This window comes from Achromobacter sp. 01N37 (genome assembly GCF_056399725.1).
The window spans coordinates 205,854-226,586 of the sequence record NZ_JBFTRX010000005.1 but is presented as its reverse complement, the minus strand read 5'-3'; the positions used below and the strand labels follow the sequence as shown (position 1 = coordinate 226,586).

The window sequence follows — 20,733 nt, the reverse complement described above, 5'->3', positions numbered from 1 at the left end:
ACATGGACAAGACTCTGTTTGAATATCTTCTGCGCCTGGGCGACTCGTCGCTCATCCTGTCGCAGCGGCTGGGCGCCTGGACGGGCCACGGCCCGATCCTCGAAGAAGACCTGGCGCTCACCAACACCGCGCTGGACTTGCTGGGCCAAGCCCGCATGTGGCTGACGCTTGCGGGCGAAGTCGAAGGCGCCGGCCGCGATGAAGACGCGCTGGCCTATCACCGCGACGCGCATCAGTTCCACAACGTGCTGCTGGTTGAACGCGACAACGGCAACTACGCCGACACCATGGCGCGCCAGTTTCTGTTCGACGTCTGGCACTACTTCCTGCTGCAACGCCTGGAGCAGTCCGCTGACGAACGCGTTGCCGCCATCGCCGCCAAGTCGATCAAGGAAGTGACGTATCACGTGCGCCGCTCATCCGACATGGTCGTGCGCCTGGGCGACGGCACCGATGAAAGCCACGCCAAGATGCAGGCCGCCATCGACGACGCCTGGCGCTTCACCGGCGAACTGTTCGCCGACGACGCCGTGGATCAGGACGTGGCCGCGCGCGGCATCGGCTGTGATCTGTCTGCCCTTCGCGAACCCTGGATCGCCCACGTGCGCGAAGTGCTGGAAGAAGCCACGCTGACCGTGCCGGATGACGCTGCCGCCAACCATCTGGCCTATCGCGGTGGGCGCCAAGGCAGGCACACCGAAGCGCTGGGCTACGTGCTGGCCGAAATGCAGTACCTGCCGCGCGCCTATCCGGGAGCCACGTGGTGAACGCGCTGGCGCCCATTTCCGCCGACCAGGTCTACACCTGGCTGCAAGAGGTCCCCGATCCGGAGATCCCCGTGCTGTCCGTGGTGGATCTGGGCGTGGTGCGGGACGTGACCTGGGACGGCGGCACCTGTGTCGTCGTCATCACGCCCACGTACTCCGGCTGCCCGGCCATGCGCGAGATCACGCAAGACATTCAGCAGACGCTGGCGCGCCATGGCGTGGGCGAGGTTCGTGTCGACACCCGCCTGGCGCCCGCCTGGACGACCGACTGGATGAGCGAAAAGGGCCGTGAAGCGCTCAAGGGCTACGGCATCGCCGCGCCCGCTGAACGCGCCATCGACATCTCGGGCATCAGCCGCCGCGCCGCCGCCCCCGCCATTGCGTGCCCGCGCTGCGGTTCGCACGACACGCGGATGGTCAGCAACTTCGGGTCCACGTCATGCAAGGCGCTGTATCGCTGCGTGTCTTGCCGCGAACCCTTCGATTATTTCAAGACTCACTGAGAGCGGTTTCAAGATGAGCAACCAATTTCATTCCTTGAAGGTGGCCTCGGTGGCGCGCAACACGCGCGATGCCGTCGTCGTGACCTTCGATCTGCCCGACACGCTGGCGGACGAGTTCGCGTTTCTGCCGGGGCAGTACCTGACCCTGCGCACGCAGTTAAATGGCGAAGAGCTGCGCCGTTCGTATTCGATCTGTTCCGCCCCGCACGACAAGCTGCTGCGCGTGGCGATCAAGAAGGTCGACGAAGGCACGTTCTCAAGCTGGGCCAACCAGGAATTGCAGCCGGGCCAGACGCTGGAAGTGATGGCCCCGGCCGGCAACTTCACCGTGGATTTCTCGCCCGAGAACCAGCGCCATTACGTGGCCTTTGCGGTGGGCAGCGGCATCACCCCGGTGTTCTCGCTGGTGAAAACCGCGCTGTCCATCGAGCCGAACAGCAAGTTCACGCTGTTCTTCGGCAACCGCGCATCGTCGGCGGTGCTGTTTCGCGAAGAAATCGAAGACCTGAAGAACCAGTACATGGAGCGTTTTTCGCTGGTGTACGTCATGAGCCGCGAAACGCAGGACATCGAACTCTTCAACGGCCGCCTGGATGGTGACAAGGTTGACCAGTTGATGTCGGCCTGGATGAGCCCCGAGGATATCGATTACGCTTTTGTCTGTGGCCCGCAGACCATGACGGAAAGCGTGGTCGAGCACCTACAGGCGCGCGGCATTCCCAAGGCGAACATCAAGTTCGAGCTGTTCGGCGCCCCCAAGGGCCCGCGCGCGTTGCGCACCGGCCACGACGCCCGTCAGGCGCCCGGCAAGGGGCAGTGCGAAGTCACGGTGGTGCAAGACGGCCACAGCCGTAAATTCGTGATTGATAAGAACAAAGACAGCGTGCTGGATTCGGCGCTGGCGCAAGGGATCGAACTGCCGTATTCGTGCAAGGGTGGGGTGTGTTCCACCTGCCGCTGCAAGGTGATCGAAGGAGAAGTCGACATGGATGCCAACTTCGCCTTGGAAGACTACGAAGTGGCGCGCGGTTTCGTCTTGAGCTGCCAGAGCTTTCCGGTCAGCGACCGCCTGGTCATCGACTTCGACCAGGAAACCTGACACGGCGCAGCCGGTCAGACACAACATATTCATTGGAGAGACGCAGTGTCCCAGAAATTCTTCGAACGCCATCAGCCCCTGCTGGAACAATCCCTGGCTGCCGCCGCACTGCGCGGCTACTGGAGCCCGTTTGCCGAATCGCCCAGCCCCCGCAACTATGGCGAAACCGCCAACGACGACGGCCGCGCCGCGTTTGAAGCGCTGAAGGGTAAGCCTTTCCCGCTGAACCTGCATGATGCCGACGGCACCGTGGGCGGCGAAAAATCTCCTTATGGTTTTGATCTGGGCATCACGTATCCGCACGTGCCCGTCGACAAGCTCATCGCCGCTTCCAAGCGCGCGCTGGAAGACTGGCGCCGTGCCGGCCCCCAAGCGTGGGTGGGCGTGTCGCTGGAAATTCTGGCCCGTCTGAACAAGCTCAGCTTCGAGATCGCCTACGCGGTTCAGCACACCACCGGCCAAGGTTTCATGATGGCCTTCCAGGCGGGCGGCCCGCACGCGCAAGACCGCGGCTTTGAAGCCGTGACCTACGCGTGGCAGGAAATGTCGCGTATTCCGGGCGTGTCCATCTGGGAAAAGCCGCAGGGCAAGAACGACCCCATCCGCATGGAAAAGCAATTCACCGTGGTGCCGCGTGGCGTGGCGCTGGTGATCGGCTGCTCGACGTTCCCCACCTGGAACGGCTACCCGGGTCTGTTTGCCAGCCTGGCCACCGGCAACACCGTTATCGTCAAACCGCACCCCGGCGCCATTCTGCCGCTGGCCATCACCGTGAAGGTCGCGCGCGAAGTGCTGCAAGAAGCAGGCTTTGACCCCGACGTGGTGTTGCTGGCCGCACACGAAGCCGGCGACGACACCGCGCAAAAGCTGGCGCTGGACCCGGCCGTCAAGATCGTTGACTTCACCGGCAGCACCGCCAACGGCGACTGGCTGGAAAACAATGCCCGCCAAGCGTTGGTCTACACCGAGAAGGCCGGCGTCAACCAAGTCATCATCGATTCCACCGACGACCTGAAGGGCGTGGCGCGCAACCTGGCGTTCTCGCTGGCGCTGTATTCGGGCCAGATGTGCACCGCGCCGCAAAACATCTACGTGCCGCGCGATGGCATCAACACGCCGGAAGGCCGCGTCAGCTTTGATGACGTCGCCGCCGCCCTGGGCGTGGCGCTGGAAAAGCTGGGCTCCGACGCGGCACGCGCCGTCGAATTGACGGGCGCCATCCAGAACGAAGGCATCGTCGAACGCATCGAAAAGGCCCGCGCACTGGGCTTGCCGGTGGTGGCCGACAGCAAGACGCTGACGCACCCGCAATTTGAAAATGCCCGCGTCCGCACGCCGCTGCTGCTGCGCACGGAAGCCGGCAACGCCGCCATCAGCCAGGAATGGTTTGGCCCGATCGCCTTCGTGGTGGCGACGGACTCCACCGCGCACAGCGTCCAGCTGGCGCGCGATAGCGTCATCCAGCACGGCGCGCTGTCGCTGTCCGCCTACACGACCGACCCGCAAGTGGCCGATCAGGTGCAGGACGCGGCGGAAGTGTCGGGCGTGTCCTTGTCGTTGAACCTGACGGGCGCGGTGTTCGTTAACCAAACCGCGGCCTTCAGCGACTTCCACGGCACCGGCGCCAACCCGGCCGCCAACGCGGCGCTGTCCGACACGGCCTTCGTGTCGAACCGCTTCCGCGTGGTGCAAACCCGCCGTCACGTCTGACAGGGCGACGCTTATGAGCTATCAGGATATTCAATTTGATTTGTCCAACGGCATCGCGCGTCTGACGCTGAACCGCCCGGACAAACTGAACAGCTTCACCGCCAACATGCACGGCGAAGTGGCCGACGCGTTGACGCGCGTTGAAACCGAAGGCGCGCGCGTGCTGGTGCTGACGGGCGCTGGCCGCGGCTTTTGCGCAGGCCAGGACTTAAGCGAGCGCAAGCCTGCCGAAGACGGCACGCCGCCCGACCTGGGCGAAACCGTCGACAAGTTCTACGGCCCGCTGGTGCGCCGCCTGAACGCCTTGCCCATGCCCGTTGTGGTGGGCGTGAATGGCGTGGCGGCCGGCGCGGGCGCCAACTTGGCGTTTGCGGGCGATATCGTCATCGCCAAGGCCTCGGCCAATTTCATCCAGTCGTTTTGCCGGCTGGGCCTGATCCCCGACACCGGCGGCACCTTCGTGCTGCCGCGCCTGGTTGGCCGGGCGCGCGCCATGGGCTTGGCGATGTTGGGCGACAAGCTCAGCGCCAAGCAAGCCGAAGAATGGGGCTTGATCTGGCAATGCGTGGCGGACGAAGAATTCGACGCCACGCTGAACCGTCTGGCTCAACATTTTTCGACGGCGCCCACCAAGGGCCTGGCGTTCACCAAGCGCGCCCTGCAGGCCAGCTTGGCGAACGACCTGTCGACGCAGCTGGACCTGGAACGCGACATGATGCGCGAACTGGGCCGCAGCGCCGATTACGCTGAAGGCGTGGCCGCGTTCCTGGGCAAGCGCGAACCGCAATTCAAGGGGCAATGATGACCGTGCACGTTCCCACTGTTGAGGTGCCGAGCGATCCCCAGGAATTGGCGCAGGCCGTTGGCACCGTGATGTATGCGGGCGACGCGGCATCGCAGGGCTTGGACATGAAGGTCGAAGACATGGCGCCGGGCTATGCGCGTCTGACAATGCGCGTGCGCGCCGACATGCTCAACGGGCACAAGACCTGCCATGGCGGCTTCATCTTCGCGCTGGCCGACAGCGCGTTCGCGTTCTCTTGCAATTCGCGCAATGTCAGCACGGTAGCGTCCGGCTGCACGATCGACTATCTGGCCCCGGGCTTCGAAGGCGATCTGCTGACCGCCGTGGCAGAAGAGCGGTCGCTGGCCGGCCGCACGGGTGTATACGACGTGACCGTCACGAATCAAGACGGGCGCAACGTCGCGCTGTTCCGAGGGCGGTCCTATCGCATCAAGGGCCAGATCGTGGGGGTCCCCGCCGAGGCCTGAGTGGCAGGCCTGCGGCACAACGCTGAACCCGTCATCCAACCAAAGACAAGATCGCCGGCCAAGCGGCGCGCGCATGGGGGTGTTGCCCCCGGCGCGGCCCGGACCGGTGTAGAGCGAATTTCAGGAGAGAGATAACCATGTCCAACACCATGAGCAAGCCGGGGCTGGACCCCATCGAGCATGCCAGCGAGGACGAGCTTCGCGCGTTGCAGCTTGAGCGTCTGAAGTGGAGCCTCAAGCACGCATACGAGAACGTTGCGCACTACAAAAAGGCCTTCGACGAAGCGGGCGTGCATCCGGACGATTTGAAGCAGCTGTCCGATATTTCCAAGTTCCCCTTCACGACGAAGAAGGAACTGCGCGACAACTATCCGTTCGGCATGTTTGCGGTGCCGCGCGAGCGCATTTCGCGCATTCATGCGTCCAGCGGCACGACGGGCAAGCCGACGGTTGTGGGCTACACCAAGAGCGACCTGGACAACTGGGCCAACCTGGTGGCGCGGTCGATCCGCGCAGCCGGCGGCAAGCCGGGCGACACCGTGCACATCGCCTACGGCTACGGGCTGTTCACGGGTGGCCTGGGCGCGCACTACGGTGCGGAACGCCTGGGCTGCACGGTCATCCCGATGTCGGGCGGCCAAACCGAAAAGCAGGTGCAGCTGATCAATGATTTCCGTCCGGACATCATCATGGTCACGCCTTCCTACTTCTGCAATATTCTCGAAGAACAGCGCCGCCAGGGTATTGATCCGCGTCAAAGCTCGCTGCGTATCGGCATCTTCGGCGCTGAGCCGTGGACGGGCCAGATGCGCGCCGACATCGAGGCCGAAGCCGGCATCGACGCCGTGGACATCTACGGCTTGTCTGAAGTGATGGGCCCGGGCGTGGCCAGCGAATGCGTGGAAACCAAGGATGGTCCGGTGGTGTGGGAAGACCATTTCTACGCCGAGATCATCAACCCGGACACCGGCGAACCCGTGGCCGACGGCGAACCCGGCGAGCTCGTGTTCACGTCGTTGACCAAGGAAGCGATGCCCATCATCCGCTACCGCACGCGTGACCTGACCCGCCTCTTGCCGCCCACCGCGCGCAGCATGCGCCGCATTGGCAAGATCACGGGCCGCAGTGACGACATGCTGATCGTGCGTGGCGTGAACATGTTCCCGACGCAGGTCGAAGAGCTGGTGCTGAAAATCGCGCAACTGGCGCCGCACTATCAGCTGGTGCTGTCGCGCACGGGCAATATGGACGAGCTTGAAATCCTGACGGAAGTGCGCGCCGAGTTCTCGGGCCTGTCGGACGACGAACGCAACAACCTGGGCAAGCAGCTGCAACATGCCGTGAAGACGCACATCGGCGTCAGCGCGCGCATCCAGGTGTCTGATGCTGGCCATGTCGAGCGCACGTTGACGGGCAAGGCGCGTCGTGTGATCGACAAGCGTCCGAAAGTGGTCTAATCCGGGCCCTTGGCCCTAGGCTCCTGGCGTAATTCAGTCAGGGAATAAAAATGGCAGCCTTTTCGGGCTGCCATTTTTTTGGATTCAAACGCTGAGAGCTTACTGTTGCGCCATCGTCCGCACGATGCGGCGGTACCAGAAGTGGAGCAGGGCGGCAGACAAGGCCAGCCCAACCATCGCCATCAGCCACATGCTGCCCGCGCCTTCGGGCGAACCCGGCACCAACACATTGCGGATGCCATCCAGCCCGCCACGGCCCGGGCCGAAGCCAAACCACCAGCCGCCGACGAGCCCAACGCCCGCTAGCGCCACCATTTGCAGCAGCAACGGCACCACCGCCACCTTGTAGGCGCGCAAGAGGTAGGAGTTGATGCACTGCATGGAATCGAACAAGTGAAACAGCGGCAGTACCGCCAGCAGCGTCGTGGCCACGGCGGCGACTTCGGCGTCGTTGGTATAGGCGGCAAGAATAAGCGGACGGCCAGCCAGCAGCACGGCCGCGGTTAGCAACGCGCCGATCAGGCCCAGCGCCAAGCCGGCCATGCCCGTGCGATGCGCGTGCGCCATATTGCCGGCGCCAATGGCTTGCGCGGTCAGCGCGGCGGTGGCCACGCCCAGCGCCATCGGCATCATGTAGCACAGCGCCGCCAGGTTCGACATGATCTGGTGGCCGCCCGTGACGAAGGTGCCTTCGCGGGCCACCAGCAGGGCCATGAACGTGAAGGCCGACACTTCCACCAGGTACGAGCCGCCCATCGGAATGCCCAGGCGCAGCAGTTCCTTCAGCGTCTTCCAGTCGGGTTTGCCCACGCGAAGCTGGAAGCGGCGGTAGAAGCGGTCATGCGTGATCACCCACAATCCCAACCCCAGGCTCATCCACGACACGATGGCCGTTGCCAGGCCGGCGCCGGTCGCGCCCATGGCGGGCAGGCCGAAATTGCCGTAGATCAACAGCCAGTTGAAGAAGGCCTTGAAACCGATCGCCGACAGGTTGATCGCCATGACGAGCTTGGGCCGCGATACCGACGTGCCCAGTGCGTAGATGGTGCGGAACACCAGCGCGGCGGGCAGCGCCAGCACCAGCGCTTGCAGGTAGGAGCCGATGCGCTCGCGCACGCCAGGGGCGACGTTGCCCGACATCGATAGCCAGACATCCGGGAATAGCATCAGGATGGCGCCCACCACCGAAAGCCCAAGCGCCAGCCAGACGCCCTGGCCCCAGCTGCGGCCCACTTCGTGATTGTTGCCCGCGCCGTAGTGCTGGGCCAGGATGGGAATCAGGGCGTGCACTACGCCCATCAGGCCCACGAATACGGTGATGTAGATCGAGGCCGATAAGGCCATCGCGGCCAGATCGCTGGCGTTGGAGTGGCCCGTCATGGCGGTGTCCAGCACGCCGAACGAGATGCCGGCCCACTGGCTGATCAGCACCGGCCAGGCCTGCTTGGCAATGCCGCGCAGGGTGGCGCCGAATGACATCGGCGCCGTGTTCACGGCATTCATCGGTTGGGGCCGACTCGCAGCAGGCGGAAGACTTCCTGCCGGTCGGCGCGGCGGCCGCCTTGCCACAGCACGTCGGCGCCGTCGCTATACGCGGCGGTGTTGTCGCGCAGGCTTTGATTGCTGGTCTGTTGCAGGATCAGCGTGCACTTGGCGTCGAACGTGAAGCTCAAGTTATTGAAGATCAGGAACGAGGCGCGTTGGCCGCTGCCCAGGCTCAAACCCCGCACGCATTCACCGGGCCGTTTGTGTTGTTCCAGCGCCTGCGCCAATTGGCCCGACACCGTGCGATAGCTGCGCGCGTAGTCAACGGCAGGCTGCCACAGCAGCACCAGCAGAATCCACGTCACCGTCAGGCCGCCTGCGGACAACACCGTGCCGCGCCACAGGGCTTGCGGACGCACGCGCAGCCGCCACACCACCAGCGCGATCCAGGCCACGGTGAAAATCACGGCGAGCGTGAATGCGCCCCATGAAATGACGGGCTCGTAGCCGGTCGTCTGGCGGGCGATGTTGCGGGAGATCTGGGCGGGCCAGTGGAAGTGCAGCGCCACCCAGCCCAGCCAGGCGGTTGCAGCCGTCAGCGAGAAGCACATGACGGCAAACCAATCCAGCGTATTGACCACGCCGCGGCGCAGCGTTGGCAGCGAGAACGCACCCAGCACGGCGCACGGCACTGCCAACAGGACGTACTCGGAATCGGTGGCTTCTTCCAGGCCGAACAGCACCAGCGCCGAGCACACCAGCAGCATCAGCGGCAGCCAGATGTGGGGGGCGTAGATCCAGGCGCGCCAGCGCCAGACGGCCAACAGCGCCAACGGCCAGGTGGGCCACAAGTACCAGGGCAGGTCGCGCAGCGTGCGCCCGATGTCATGCCACGACGGCAGCGCAAAGGACGACAGGTTCCAGGTCTTCCAGTTGCGTATCCAGTACTGGCTGGTTTCGCTGGCAGGAATCCACCAGGCCAGGATCAGCGCAACGGTCAGCAGGGCCGCCCAGGGCAGCCAGCGCTTGCACTTCCACAATTGGCTGCGCGGGTAGAAGGCCAGCAACGCGCCGATCATGATGGGCACGGCGCCGACCCAGCCGCGCGTCAGGAAGCTGGCGGCCAGCGCGATGCCTAGCGTCGTGGTGCCAGTGAAGGGGCGGTCGACGCTGCGCGCCAAGGAATAGAAAGCCAGTGCCTGGCACGCCATGATCGCCGGCACAACCGTGGTTTCATGCGTGCGCTGCAGGATGCCCACGGTGGCCAGCAGCAGCAGCAAAGCGGCGTCGGCCAGCATGCGGCCGTAGTCGCGTGGTTCAGGTTCGCCGCCAAAGGGCAGGGCCAGCGGTTGGGCTTCGGCGCGGCGGCCCAGCAGATAGGTGCCGTACCAGACGCTGGTCGCGGTAATGCCAAACCACAGCAGGTTGGGCAGGCGGCCGGCGGTGATGTCGCCAATGTAGGGGCCAAACAGCCAAATGCAGATGGCGCCCACCCAGGTGATCAGCGGGCCTTCTTCGGCGTGCGCCAAGTGCCCCACTTGCGGCAGCAGCCACGTGATGCCGCCTTCGCGGATCGCCGTGATCATCGTCGCCAAACCCACCGCATCATCCGTTTTCCACGGGTCGCGCATGAACAGGCCGGCCACGACATAGGCCAGCGCCAAGCCCAGCAAAATCAGTCTGGGGAGCTTCGCGGTCGCCACGGAGGTGAGCCGGGCGGGAGTGGAAAGAGAAAGTGGGGACACGGGCGTTAATGTAACCGAGTGATCTGGTTGCGCCAGCCCCCAGCATGCAAGAAGCCGTCTAGGGGGGAAAAAAAAGCAGCCCGAAGGCTGCCTTTTTGCTGTGACTCCCGTAGGAGCAACAGGATCAGGAAGCGGACTTGACCGTGCCGGCCGTACGGGCGAAGCGGGCGCGGAACTTTTCCACACGGCCGGTTTCGACGATACGCGTTTGGGCGCCGGTGTAGAACGGGTGCGATTCGGAGGTCACGTCGCACTTGAAGAGCGGGTACGTCTTGCCGTCGATTTCAACGGTTTCGCGCGTGTGGACCGTCGAACGGGTGATGAACTTGTTGCCCGTTTGCAGGTCGGCGAAGACGACTTCGCGGTATTCGGGGTGAATGCCTTCTTTCATGGTGCTTAATCCTTGGACCCGCTAGGGAGTCTTTCTCAAGAGTTAGGGTCGCCAGCCAGGACGCGAAAAGCGGGTTGCAGGGGTTCGATATTTTGGCTGACAACGATGGGGTTGCCGCTGCGAAATACCGAATCACTGAATCACTTATGCGAGGACTCTAGCCACGTATCCAAAAAGTAACCCCAAATTCTAGCACGGGAAAATCCTGCTACGCCAGGGCAAAAGGGGGCTGCGGCGTGCGCTGCCTTCGGTGCCGAATAAGGGGACGGATTTCAAAGTTCCGTGCGCAGTTTCCAGATTTCCGGGAACAGCACGACGTCCAGCATGCGCCGCAGGTAATCCACGCCCGACGTGCCGCCCGTGCCGCGTTTGAAGCCGATGACGCGTTCGACCGTCGTGACGTGGCGGAATCGCCACAGCCGGAAGGCGTCTTCCAGATCAGTCAGCTTTTCGCCCAACTGATACAGATCCCAATAGCGGTCGGTGTCGCGGTAAACCGTCAGCCAGGCGGCTTCCACGCCTTCAGAGGATTCGTACGGCTGGGTCCAGTCGCGGTCCAGCCGGTCGGCGGGAACCGTGATGCCCTGACGCGCCAAGAGGCGCAGCGCTTCGTCGTACAGCGAAGGCGCGACGTAGGCGCTTTGCACCTGAGCCAGCAGGTCTTCGCGATGCGCATGGGGTTTGAGCATTGCGGCGTTCTTGTTGCCCAGCAGGAATTCGATCTGGCGGTACTGATAGCTTTGAAAGCCGCTGGAACGGGCCAGGTAGGGGCGCAGCGCGGAATATTCGGGCGGCGTCATCGTCGCCAGCACATCCCAGGCGTGAACCAGCTGCTCCATGATCTTGCTGACGCGCGCCAGCATCTTGAAGGCGGGTTGCAGGCGGTCGGCCGCCACGTTGGCGATAGCGGCGCGCAGCTCGTGCAGCATCAGCTTCATCCAGAGTTCGCTCGTCTGATGCTGAATGATGAAGAGCATCTCGTTGTGCTCGGGCGACAGCGGATGCTGCGCGCCCAGCACTTCGTCCAGATGCAGGTAATCGCCGTAGGTCATGTCGCGCGTGAAATCGAGCTGCGCTTTTTCCTGGTGGACGATGTCTTCGGGGCGGTGCGGGCAGCTCATGCTTGGCCTCCGTGGCAGGGCGGGGCGGCGCGGCGGGCTGACGCGGGCAGGGCGCGCCAGCCGGGCGCGCGGGGGCGGGCGCAGGCAAGCGCCGCACAGAGGGTGTCAGACAGGTTCATGGTCGTGCGTCTTCGAGAGCGAGCGGCCGGCGTGAGGCGGCCGCTCGAAGGCCAGCGGACCAGCCTACAGTTCGCGCAAGACGGCGCGAACCGGGCTGGCATCAGCCTGGACCAAAGCCAACGGCAGGGCGATCAATTCGTAATCGCCTTCCGGCACATCATCGAGCACCAGGTTTTCAAGCACCCGCATGTCGTGCCGCAAGATCGTGTGATGGCTGTCCAGGGTCTTGCTGGACGCGGGGTCGATGCTGGCGGTATCCAGTCCGATCAGTATGACGCCGCGTTCGGCCAGCCATTCGATGGTCTGGGGCGCGTAGGCGGAGAAATCGTCGGTCCACCAGTCTTGCGCCGCGTGCTTGGCGGTGCGCACGAGCACGCGCGGAGGAAGATTCAGGGCCGCATGGGCCAGGTGGTCGGTGGTGATCAGCGGGCCGCAGTCGATCGCGTGGATCACGCGGCAGGGGCCTAGAAAGGGTTCCAGCGACACCGCACCGATGGCCGCGGCGCCGTTCTGATAGTGCAGCGGGGCATCCGCATGCGCGCCGATATGCGGCGACAGCGTGATTTCACTGACATTGACCGGACAGCCGGGCGTAAGCGACCACTTCCATTGCTGGCGGTACGGCGTGTCGCCGGGAAAAACAGGCGACGCCGTGGAGACGGGCGGGGAAATGTCCCACAAGCGTTTCATCAGAAGCGTTTCAAGTCTGGCAGGGAAGGGGCAGGCAAAAGCGGGGCCGGCAAAAACGGCAATCGGTCATGCGAATAGGTTAAAGCCTAAAGCAATTCTGGGCGGTAGTCTAACGAATTCCGGCGGCGCGCGGGGAGCTACATGCCGCCCAGTTCGGCCATGGAGATGACGGCTGCCCCGGCGACGATCAAGTGGTCGATCAGTTTGATGTCCACCAGCGCCAGCGCCTGTTTCAGCTGCTGCGTGAAGCCGCGGTCGGCGGCGCTGGGTTCGGCCAGGCCCGACGGGTGGTTGTGCGCCACGATCAGGGCGGCGGCGTGGTGGCGCAGCGCCTCGCGGACGACCTCGCGCGGGTAGACAGAGGCCTGCGACAGCGTGCCGCGCGCCAGTTCGCCCGTGGCGATCACGCGCAACTGGTTGTCCAGGTAGAGCGCGATGCAATGTTCCACCTGGCGATGTCCCAGCGCTGTCATGCAATAGCGTTTGACCTGGGATGGGTGGCGCAGGGCGTCGGCGCGGGTCAGGTCTTCCTCGACGGCCCGGCGGGCCAGTTCCAGCAGCGCAGCCAGGGTGCAGGCTTTGGCGGCGCCCAGCCCGGAAACGGTCATCAATTCGTCGGGTGTGGCCCCTAATAAGCCCCGCAACCCTGAAAAACGCTCGAGCAGGCGGCTGGAAAGATCCACCACGTTCAGCCCGGGAATGCCCGTGCGCAGGGCGATGGCGAGCAGTTCCGCATCCTGAAGCGCAGCGGCCCCGTGGCGCAGCAGACGCTCTCGGGGACGCTCGTGTTTTGACAGCCGGACAGACAATTTCATAAGAGGCTCTAAAATCGGGGTTTATCCAATATCCATACGGTGGCAGATCTTGAGCAGCGCCTCTAACGAAGTGAACGTTTTTGTCCGTCAGGATTCCTACCTAACGCTGCATTACCGCATCACGCTCGCGTCCGGTCCTGGCAAGGATTCGGTCTTCGCCGACACCTTCGACGGCCGTCCCGGCACGCTGCAAATGGGCAGCGGCCAGTGGGCGCCCGGCATGGAAGCCGCGCTGATCGGCCATGCCGAAGGCGAAAAGTTCAGCGTGACGCTGGAGCCGGCGGACGCCTATGGCGACCGCAACCCCGAGCTGATTCAGCGCGTTACGCGCGGCATGCTGGCCGAGCACGCGGGCGCCGACGCCACGTTCGAGCCGGGCGACCTGGTGGAATTCACCGCGCCCAACGGCGGGCGTTATTCTGGCGTTCTGAAAGAAATCAACGATGAGTCGGCGCTGTTCGACTTCAACCACCCGCTTGCGGGCATCAGCTTGCGCGTCGACGTGGCGCTGCTGGGAGTTCTCTGATGAGCAAGGCCGTTACCGCCGTCGACGCTGAAGTCCTGCTGGCTCAGCCGCGCGGCTTCTGTGCCGGTGTGGACCGCGCGATCGATATCGTCGAACGCGCGATCGAACTGCATGGCGCGCCGATCTACGTGCGTCATGAGATCGTGCACAACCGCTATGTGGTCGAAGACCTGCGCGCCAAGGGCGCCATCTTCATTGACGAGCTGGACGACGCGCCCGCGGGCGCCATCGTCGTGTTCTCGGCGCATGGCGTGTCCAAGGCGGTGCGGGCCGAAGCGGAATCGCGCGGCTTGCAGGTGTTTGACGCCACCTGCCCGCTGGTCACCAAGGTGCATATTGAAGTGGCGCGCATGCGTGCGGCCGGCCGCGAGATCATCATGATCGGTCACAAGGGCCACCCCGAGGTCGAGGGCACGCTGGGCCAGGCCCAGGGCGGCATGTATCTGGTCGAGACCGTGGAAGACGTGGCGGGCCTTGAAGTGACCGACCCCGAAAACCTGGCCTACGTCACCCAGACGACCTTGTCCGTCGATGATGCGGACGCGGTGTCCAAGGCGCTCAAGGCGCGTTTCCCCAGCATCGTCGAACCCAAGAAAAGCGACATCTGCTACGCCACCCAGAACCGTCAGGACGCGGTGAAGGTGATGGCGCCGGATTGCGATCTGGTGCTGGTCGTGGGTAGCGTCAACAGCTCAAACTCGAATCGTTTGCGCGAAGTGGCCGAGCGCAAGGGCGTGGCGTCTTATCTGATTGATGGCGCGCAATCGATCGACCCGGCGTGGCTGGTGGGCCGCAAGCGCATCGGCGTCACGGCGGGCGCTTCCGCCCCCGAGATCCTGGTGCAACAGGTGATCGACCGCGTGAAGGAATTGGGCGCGGTATCGGTTCGCACGATGCCCGGCCTGGAAGAAAATGTGGCGTTCCCGCTGCCCAAGGGCTTGTCGCGCAAGGCTGCGCAAACGGAATCGCTGGAATAAGCGGCTGCCGCCCGGCGCGGCGCCAGAAAAGACTTCAAGGAGACTTCATGCAGTTGTATAGCTATTTCCGCAGCTCGGCCGCGTACCGCGTGCGCATCGCCTTGAATCTCAAGGGCTTGCCGTACGAGACAGTGCCGGTGCATCTGCTGAAGGATGGCGGCCAGCAGTTGTCGGAGGGCTATCGCAAGCTGAATCCGACGGCGCTGGTACCTACGCTGATTGACGGCGACGCGGTCATTGGCCAGTCGCTGGCCATCATTGAATACCTGGAAGAAACGCACCCCAACGTGCCGCTATTGCCCGCTGACGCAATCGGCCGCGCGCGCGTGCGCGATCTGGCGTTGGGCATTGCGTGCGACACGCATCCGTTGAACAACCTGCGCGTGCTGAAGTATCTGAAGCACACCCTGGGTGTGGATGAAGCCGCAAAGACTGCCTGGTACAAGCATTGGGTGCATCAGGGGCTTGAGGCCCTGGAATCGCAACTGGCGCGTTCCAGCGCCACGGGTAACTTCTGTCACGGCGATACGCCGACCATTGCAGACCTGTGTCTAGTGCCGCAAGTGGCCAATGCGCAGCGCTTCGAATGCGATCTGTCGTCGATGCCCAATGTGGTGCGTATCGATGCCGCTTGCCGCGCACTGCCGGCTTTTGCAAACGCCGCACCGGGCAAGCAGCCCGACGCGGAGTAGGACGAGCCGACGCCGTACGACCCAAAGTCCTGAGACTCGAAGTCATACGGCGCCGATCGTAAAGCGCCGTTCGTAAAGCGCTGATCGTAAGGCGCCGATCGTAAAGCGCGGTTCGTAAAGCGCCGTTCGTAAGGCGCCGTTCGTAAAGCGCGGATGCGCTTAGCCGATCTGCACCGGCACGAAGATCTTGTCTTCGCCGCGCTGCACCAGCAGCGCAACCGTCTTGCCAGCTTTCGACAGTTCCGCCTTCACCTGCGCGATATCGCGCACGGGTACGCCGTTCAAGGACAGCAGCACGTCACCCGGTTCGATGCCCGCTTTGGCGGCCGGACCGGCCGAGCGCTCAATCAGCAGGCCTTCGGTGCCGGACGCCTGTTGCTCTTGTGGGCTCAGCGGGCGCAGGGCCAGGCCCAGTTGGCCGCGCTGCACGTCCTGATCCCCTGACGCCGTTTGCGACTTGTCCTTCGGCACGCCGCCCAGCGTGGCGACGAGTTCCTTCGGCGCGCCGGCACGCCATACATCCAGCTTGATCTTCTCGCCGGGCGAGGCCAGCGTGATCATGGATGCCAAGTCACCAGAAGACACGATGGTCTTGCCGTCGATCTGCCGTACCACGTCGCCCGGTTGCAGGCCGGCCTTCTCAGCCGCGCTGCCTTTCTCGACGCTGGACACCAGTGCGCCGGACGGCGACTCCAGCTTGAACGAGTTGGCCAGGTCTTGATTCACTTCCTGCACCGTCACGCCCAACCGCGCATGCTGCACCTTGCCGTGCTGCAAGATCTGGTCCTTGATCTTGTAGGCCACATCGATGGGGATCGAGAACGACAGGCCCTGGAAGCCGCCTGTGCGGCTGTAGATCTGCGAGTTGATGCCCACGACTTCGCCGCGGTCGTTAAACAGCGGGCCGCCCGAATTACCCGGGTTGACGGCCACGTCCGTCTGGATGAACGGCACCGACGTATCGTCCGGCAGTGAACGCCCCTTGGCGCTGACGATGCCGGCCGTCGCGGTGTTCTCCAGGCCGTAGGGCGAGCCTATGGCCAACACCCATTCGCCGACTTGCAATTGGTTGACGTCACCCACCTTCACGACGGGCAGGTTCTTGGCGTCGATCTTGAGCACGGCCACGTCTGTCTGCGGGTCGGCGCCCAGCACCTTGGCCTTGAATTCGCGGCGGTCGGTGAGCTTGACGGTCACTTCCTTGGCGTCTTGCACCACGTGTGCATTGGTCAGGATGGTGCCGTCGTTGCTGATGATGAAGCCCGAGCCTTCGCCGCGCATCGGTACTTCACGCGCTGGCATGCGGCCGCGCGAGCCGGGGATCTGGCCAAAGAACTGGGCGAAGGGATCACCATCGTCGGCCGACACCTTGCGGGTGCCACTGACGCTGATATTGACAACGGCCGGCCCGAAGTCGCGCGTGATCTGCGCGAAGTTCGGCGGGCTGGAGGTATTGATCGATTGCGGCGCAGCGGCGACGGCCGGCGCGTTGGCCGCCATCGACACGCCGCCCATCACGGCGGTTGCGCCAGCGCCGCCAATGGCGCCAGCGGCCAGCAGCGCCAGCATCAGGCGCGAGGGTTTCATTTGCGAGGTCTTCATGTCGGCTCCTGGGTTCATGTTTGAGGACATGACGCTATCTTCGGGCCTGACACTTAGGTGAATCTTAAATCGCTGAAATCATCCGCGAAGGGGGAATTCCACGCGTGCGCGCAGCCCGTGGCCGCCGGGGGCGTCTTCCAGGAAAATTGCGGCGTGATGGCGGTCGGCGATGGCGCGGGCGATAGACAGCCCCAGGCCGCTGCCGTGCTGCGTATTGCCTTCGGCGCGGTAGAAGCGGTCGAAGACGCGTTCACGTTCGGCGGGGGGAATGCCGGGGCCTTCGTCGTCAATTGTGAAAGACACCTTGTCTTTCGCTTGATCCAAATGCAGCCGGATGCGCCCGCCTTCCGGCGAGTGCTTGATGGCGTTGTCCAGCAGGTTGCGCGCCAGCAGCACCAGCGCGTCGCGGTGCCCTTGCATGACGGCTTCATCGGCGCCGTCCATGTCGATGGTGATCGACTTGGTGTTCGCCTGCGGCAGGTTTTCAGACAGGGCCTGACGCAGCACATCGGCCAGATCCACGGGGGCGGCGGGTGTCTGTTCGGCTGTGCTTTCGTGGCGGGCCATGGACAGCAGCTGTTCGACCAAGCGTGTGGCGCGGTCGATGCCGGCGGCCAGGCGCTGTTCGGCAATCTGGCGGGCGTCTGGGTCGCTGGCGCGTCGCAGCGCTTGCAGTTGCAGGCGCAGTGCCGTCAGCGGAGATCGCAATTCATGGGCGGCGTCTCCGACGAATTGCTTTTGTTGCGCGAACGCGCCCCGCATGCGTTCCAGCAGCAGATTCAGTTCCACGATAAGGGGGCGGATTTCATCGGGCAGCCCCGTCACGCTGACCGGCGACAAGTCTTCGGGTTGCCGCGCGGCAACCTGTTCGCGCGCGCGATTGACGGGGCGCAGCGACCAGCTCACCACGCACCAGATGATCAGCATCAGGACGGGCGCCGCCGCCGCAATGGGCGCGATGGTGCGCAGAGCCAGTGCGCGCGCCATGTGCTTGCGCACGTCCATGTCCTGCGCAACTTGGATCACCTGGAAGGGCGTCGCCAGTGAATACACGCGATACGTGGTGCCTTCCATTTTGGCGTCGGAAAACCCCAGCACGATCTGGTCGGGCAGGGGGCGGCGCGAACGCGAGTTGAAGACGCGCAGGCCGTCAGGCGTCCAGATCTGGATGATCAGGTCGTCGGCCATGGGCGTGGCGGCGCCGCGGTTGTGCGTCGGGCCCGTGCTGAGCAAGCCATCGCCCGTGCCGAGTGACAGGGCGGTGCGTTGCAGCAGCGAATCAAAGATGTCGTCGGCCTGCGCGAGCGTGCTGCGATAGGCGATGGCGGCTTGCGCCAGCGCGCCGACCACGATGGCGGCCAGCAGGAAGAACAGCAGACGGGCTCGTAGCGAGTCGCTAAGCCGAATGCTCATGTTTTGGGAATGACATAGCCGACGCCTCTGACGTTCTGGATCAGGTTCGGACCCAGTTTCTTGCGCAGGCCATGAATATAAACCTCAACCGCGTTGCTGCTGACGCTGTCTTTCCAGCTGTAGAGTTTTTCTTCCAGCTGGGCGCGGGAAAAGATCATGCCCGGGCGGGCGATCAGGGGTTCCAGCACGGCCCATTCGCGGGCGGTCAGCGCAACGGGCGTGCCATCCACCATCGCCGCATGTGATTGCGGGTCGATGGTGATGCCTTCGTGCTCAAACACGGGCTCGGCGCGCCCGGCGCTGCGCCGGATCAGCGCGCGCATGCGGGCCAGCAGTTCGTCTACGTCGTACGGTTTGACGACGTAGTCGTCCGCGCCGGCGTCCAGCCCCGCGATGCGGTCGCTGACGGCGTCGCGGGCGGTGGCGATCAGGACTGGCGTGCGGTCCTTGCGCGTGCGCAGGTCGCGCAACAACGTCAGGCCGTCGCGCTTGGGCAGGCCCAGGTCCAGCAGAATCAAGTCATAGGTGTCGGTGCGCAAGGCCAGCTCGGCAGCGTTGCCGTCCTTGACCCAGTCGACGGCGTAATGCTCCGCGCGCAGGCAGTCCAATACGCTTTCACCGATCATGATGTCGTCTTCGACGAGAAGGATGCGCATGGTGGTCTTCGCTTGGCTGATGGAAAATCCAGCAAGTTGGACGCGTGTGGGGCGGATGGAGTTCCCGTGAGCGGGCCGCCAAGGGAAGGGGCGCTCGAGCGAAGGATGCGCGGAAATGAAAAAAGCAGCCCGAGAGGGCTGCTTTTTGAATTTGGTGCCGGCAATAGGAGTCGAACCTACGACCTTCGCATTACGAATGCGCTGCTCTACCAACTGAGCTATGCCGGCAAGACCATTTGCTTCAACTTCTGCGTGCCGGTGTTGAATTCGGCGATGCTGAACAACAAGCAAAACATCTTTGTTTCTTCCCGTTCACTGGCCTGTTTTTAGGGCCTGATCTGGAAAGACCGAAATCATATCAGAGTTTTTTCCCGATGGGAAACAATCGACGCAAAAAGATCTAAAAATTCTGTGATTTGCATGCGCCAAAAATTTAGTTCATAATTACGTTCTTGGCAGGTCCCCGATAGCTCAGTCGGTAGAGCGACGGACTGTTAATCCGCAGGTCGCTGGTTCGAGCCCAGCTCGGGGAGCCAAAACAAATACCGAACATCAAGGCCACTCACGCAAGCGAGTGGCCTTTTTGTTTTCCGCGGCCCAGGTCGGGCGCCCTCTGTTGTACGCTGCGCGATCCGCTTCCATGGTGGGGTGGGCGCAATGAAACGGGTTGGGTCGAAGGCAATGGAAGACGATAAGCGCATTGGCGTGACCGTGATTTCGGGGTTTCTGGGCAGCGGCAAAACCACGCTGCTTAACCGCTTGCTGCACGAGCCGGCATATGCCGATGCGGTTGTCGTCGTCAACGAGTACGGCGATATCGGCGTGGACCATCACTTGGTGCGCCTGGCGCCGGCAAATGTGGTTCTGATCGAAGGCGGTTGCCTGTGTTGCGTGGTTAGCGGCGCGGTGGTCGACACCTTGCGCGATCTGTTCATGTTGGCGGTCAGCCGCCGGATCAAGCCGTTTCGTCATGTGCTGATCGAAACCAGCGGGTTGGCTGATCCAGCGTCCATTCTGTTCATGCTCAAACACGACCATTTTTTGGCCGAGCGCTATGCGTATCGCGGCGCGATCGTGCTGGTTGATGTGCGCCATGGTGAAGCGCAATTGGCCACGCAGCCCGAGGCGTCCCGGCAACTGGCCTTGGCGGATACGGTTGTGCTCAGCAAGTCTGACCTGGCGGATGCGGCGCAATTGCGGCGGGTGGAGCAGGCGGTTGTTGCGATCAACCCGGGTGCGCAGCGGTGTGTGCAACGTCAGGATTCGCCGTTGGCGGGTGTGTTGCGCGACGGCCCGGATGTGCTGGCGCGGCGGGATGGCGTTGCGCTGTCGAATTGGCTTCAGGCATTCGCCCAGCCGGCAGCTGGCCGGCATGCGCAAGTCGCCAGTTTTTCACTGACCTTGTCTTCGCCGATGGGCCGTGCTGCTTTCCTGGCGGGGGTGTCGCGAATTCAGGAACGCTTCGGCCAGGGGCTGTTGCGCATGAAGGGGCTGGTGTGTTTCGAAGGCGAGGCGCTGCCCTGCGAGGTGCACGGTGTGCATGGTGAGTTGTATCCCTTGCGCGGCCTCGCGCAATGGCCTGGGGATGATCGATCCTCGCATCTGGTCTATATCTTCCGTGGCTTGGGTGCGGATGAGGTGCGGGCTGCGGTTTGCGAGGCGCTGGGCCAGTCGTCTGCCTGATGTGGGTGC

General features: G+C 63.8%; 20 protein-coding genes and 2 tRNA genes. 12 read left to right on the top strand and 10 right to left on the bottom strand.

The window, feature by feature from the left end; genetic code table 11:
- Positions 1-2 precede the first annotated feature (2 nt).
- The 7 genes from paaC to paaK all read left to right on the top strand — a co-directional run bounded on the left by paaC (position 3) and on the right by paaK (position 6,808).
- A complete protein-coding gene (paaC, locus tag AC1DSJ_RS12590; RefSeq protein ID WP_054423674.1) occupies positions 3-767 on the top strand; it encodes a 1,2-phenylacetyl-CoA epoxidase subunit PaaC in 765 nt (254 codons plus the stop codon).
- Complete coding sequence (gene paaD, locus AC1DSJ_RS12585; RefSeq protein WP_054424656.1) at positions 764-1,270, top strand: 1,2-phenylacetyl-CoA epoxidase subunit PaaD; 507 nt, start codon at positions 764-766, stop codon at positions 1,268-1,270. Before paaC ends, paaD begins: the two co-directional genes overlap by 4 nt.
- Before the next feature lie 13 nt (positions 1,271-1,283).
- Positions 1,284-2,369, top strand: coding sequence for a 1,2-phenylacetyl-CoA epoxidase subunit PaaE (paaE, locus tag AC1DSJ_RS12580; RefSeq protein WP_342066466.1), 1,086 nt, complete (start codon positions 1,284-1,286; stop codon positions 2,367-2,369).
- Between the two features lie 45 nt (positions 2,370-2,414).
- Entirely contained in the window at positions 2,415-4,079 is a 1,665-nt protein-coding gene (gene paaN, locus AC1DSJ_RS12575; protein WP_054423670.1) for a phenylacetic acid degradation protein PaaN, read from the top strand.
- A gap of 13 nt (positions 4,080-4,092) precedes the next feature.
- Entirely contained in the window at positions 4,093-4,881 is a 789-nt protein-coding gene (paaG, locus tag AC1DSJ_RS12570) for a 2-(1,2-epoxy-1,2-dihydrophenyl)acetyl-CoA isomerase PaaG (RefSeq protein ID WP_054423669.1), read from the top strand.
- A complete protein-coding gene (gene paaI, locus AC1DSJ_RS12565) occupies positions 4,881-5,351 on the top strand; it encodes a hydroxyphenylacetyl-CoA thioesterase PaaI (RefSeq protein ID WP_175169687.1) in 471 nt (156 codons plus the stop codon). Before paaG ends, paaI begins: the two co-directional genes overlap by 1 nt.
- A 137-nt stretch (positions 5,352-5,488) precedes the next feature.
- The gene (paaK, locus tag AC1DSJ_RS12560; protein WP_441370682.1) at positions 5,489-6,808 is read left to right on the top strand and encodes a phenylacetate--CoA ligase PaaK; all 1,320 of its coding nucleotides are present in this window, start codon (positions 5,489-5,491) and stop codon (positions 6,806-6,808) included.
- Between the two features lie 99 nt (positions 6,809-6,907).
- On the opposite strand, the gene AC1DSJ_RS12555 is transcribed toward paaK, so the two are convergent.
- The 6 genes from AC1DSJ_RS12555 to radC all read right to left on the bottom strand — a co-directional run bounded on the left by AC1DSJ_RS12555 (position 6,908) and on the right by radC (position 13,175).
- Positions 6,908-8,311 carry an MATE family efflux transporter gene (locus AC1DSJ_RS12555; RefSeq protein ID WP_175169688.1) on the bottom strand — a complete coding sequence of 468 codons (1,404 nt, stop codon included), beginning with the start codon at positions 8,309-8,311 and terminating at the stop codon, positions 6,908-6,910.
- Complete coding sequence (locus AC1DSJ_RS12550) at positions 8,308-10,038, bottom strand: ArnT family glycosyltransferase (protein WP_441370683.1); 1,731 nt, start codon at positions 10,036-10,038, stop codon at positions 8,308-8,310. The genes AC1DSJ_RS12555 and AC1DSJ_RS12550 overlap by 4 nt, the downstream gene beginning before the upstream one ends.
- 124 nt (positions 10,039-10,162) lie before the next feature.
- On the bottom strand, positions 10,163-10,429 hold the full coding sequence (locus AC1DSJ_RS12545) for a type B 50S ribosomal protein L31 (protein WP_006218255.1): 267 nt from the start codon (positions 10,427-10,429) through the stop codon (positions 10,163-10,165).
- A gap of 272 nt (positions 10,430-10,701) precedes the next feature.
- Positions 10,702-11,550 carry a tryptophan 2,3-dioxygenase gene (gene kynA, locus AC1DSJ_RS12540; RefSeq protein ID WP_054423651.1) on the bottom strand — a complete coding sequence of 283 codons (849 nt, stop codon included), beginning with the start codon at positions 11,548-11,550 and terminating at the stop codon, positions 10,702-10,704.
- 183 nt (positions 11,551-11,733) lie between these two features.
- Positions 11,734-12,360, bottom strand: a complete 627-nt coding sequence (gene kynB, locus AC1DSJ_RS12535; RefSeq protein WP_050727757.1) for an arylformamidase — start codon at positions 12,358-12,360, stop codon at positions 11,734-11,736.
- A 137-nt stretch (positions 12,361-12,497) separates the two neighbouring features.
- Positions 12,498-13,175, bottom strand: coding sequence for a RadC family protein (radC, locus tag AC1DSJ_RS12530; protein ID WP_175169690.1), 678 nt, complete (start codon positions 13,173-13,175; stop codon positions 12,498-12,500).
- Positions 13,176-13,224: 49 nt separating this feature from the next.
- On the opposite strand from radC, the gene AC1DSJ_RS12525 reads away from it, so the two are divergent.
- From AC1DSJ_RS12525 to maiA, 3 genes are read left to right on the top strand one after another with little or no spacing between them, the layout of a single operon-like run.
- Positions 13,225-13,701 (top strand): FKBP-type peptidyl-prolyl cis-trans isomerase, encoded by a 477-nt coding sequence (locus tag AC1DSJ_RS12525; RefSeq protein WP_156336599.1) that lies wholly within the window; start codon positions 13,225-13,227, stop codon positions 13,699-13,701.
- On the top strand, positions 13,701-14,678 hold the full coding sequence (gene ispH, locus AC1DSJ_RS12520; protein ID WP_175169692.1) for a 4-hydroxy-3-methylbut-2-enyl diphosphate reductase: 978 nt from the start codon (positions 13,701-13,703) through the stop codon (positions 14,676-14,678). The genes AC1DSJ_RS12525 and ispH overlap by 1 nt, the downstream gene beginning before the upstream one ends.
- Positions 14,679-14,725: 47 nt before the next feature.
- On the top strand, positions 14,726-15,370 hold the full coding sequence (gene maiA, locus AC1DSJ_RS12515; protein WP_441370684.1) for a maleylacetoacetate isomerase: 645 nt from the start codon (positions 14,726-14,728) through the stop codon (positions 15,368-15,370).
- Between the two features lie 159 nt (positions 15,371-15,529).
- On the opposite strand, the gene AC1DSJ_RS12510 is transcribed toward maiA, so the two are convergent.
- The 4 genes from AC1DSJ_RS12510 to AC1DSJ_RS12495 form a co-directional block, all read right to left on the bottom strand.
- Positions 15,530-16,972: a DegQ family serine endoprotease gene (locus AC1DSJ_RS12510; protein WP_054423634.1), complete on the bottom strand. Its 1,443-nt coding sequence runs from the start codon at positions 16,970-16,972 to the stop codon at positions 15,530-15,532.
- 78 nt (positions 16,973-17,050) lie between these two features.
- The gene (locus tag AC1DSJ_RS12505; protein WP_054423631.1) at positions 17,051-18,385 is read right to left on the bottom strand and encodes an ATP-binding protein; all 1,335 of its coding nucleotides are present in this window, start codon (positions 18,383-18,385) and stop codon (positions 17,051-17,053) included.
- Positions 18,382-19,041 (bottom strand): response regulator, encoded by a 660-nt coding sequence (locus AC1DSJ_RS12500; protein WP_054423629.1) that lies wholly within the window; start codon positions 19,039-19,041, stop codon positions 18,382-18,384. Before AC1DSJ_RS12500 ends, AC1DSJ_RS12505 begins: the two co-directional genes overlap by 4 nt.
- 152 nt (positions 19,042-19,193) lie before the next feature.
- Positions 19,194-19,269, bottom strand: a tRNA-Thr gene (locus AC1DSJ_RS12495).
- 232 nt (positions 19,270-19,501) lie between these two features.
- On the opposite strand from AC1DSJ_RS12495, the gene AC1DSJ_RS12490 reads away from it, so the two are divergent.
- Together AC1DSJ_RS12490 and AC1DSJ_RS12485 are read left to right on the top strand one after the other, a co-directional pair.
- Positions 19,502-19,577: transfer RNA gene (locus AC1DSJ_RS12490), tRNA-Asn, on the top strand.
- A 145-nt stretch (positions 19,578-19,722) separates the two neighbouring features.
- A complete protein-coding gene (locus tag AC1DSJ_RS12485) occupies positions 19,723-20,724 on the top strand; it encodes a CobW family GTP-binding protein (protein WP_441370685.1) in 1,002 nt (333 codons plus the stop codon).
- Positions 20,725-20,733: the final 9 nt, after the last annotated feature.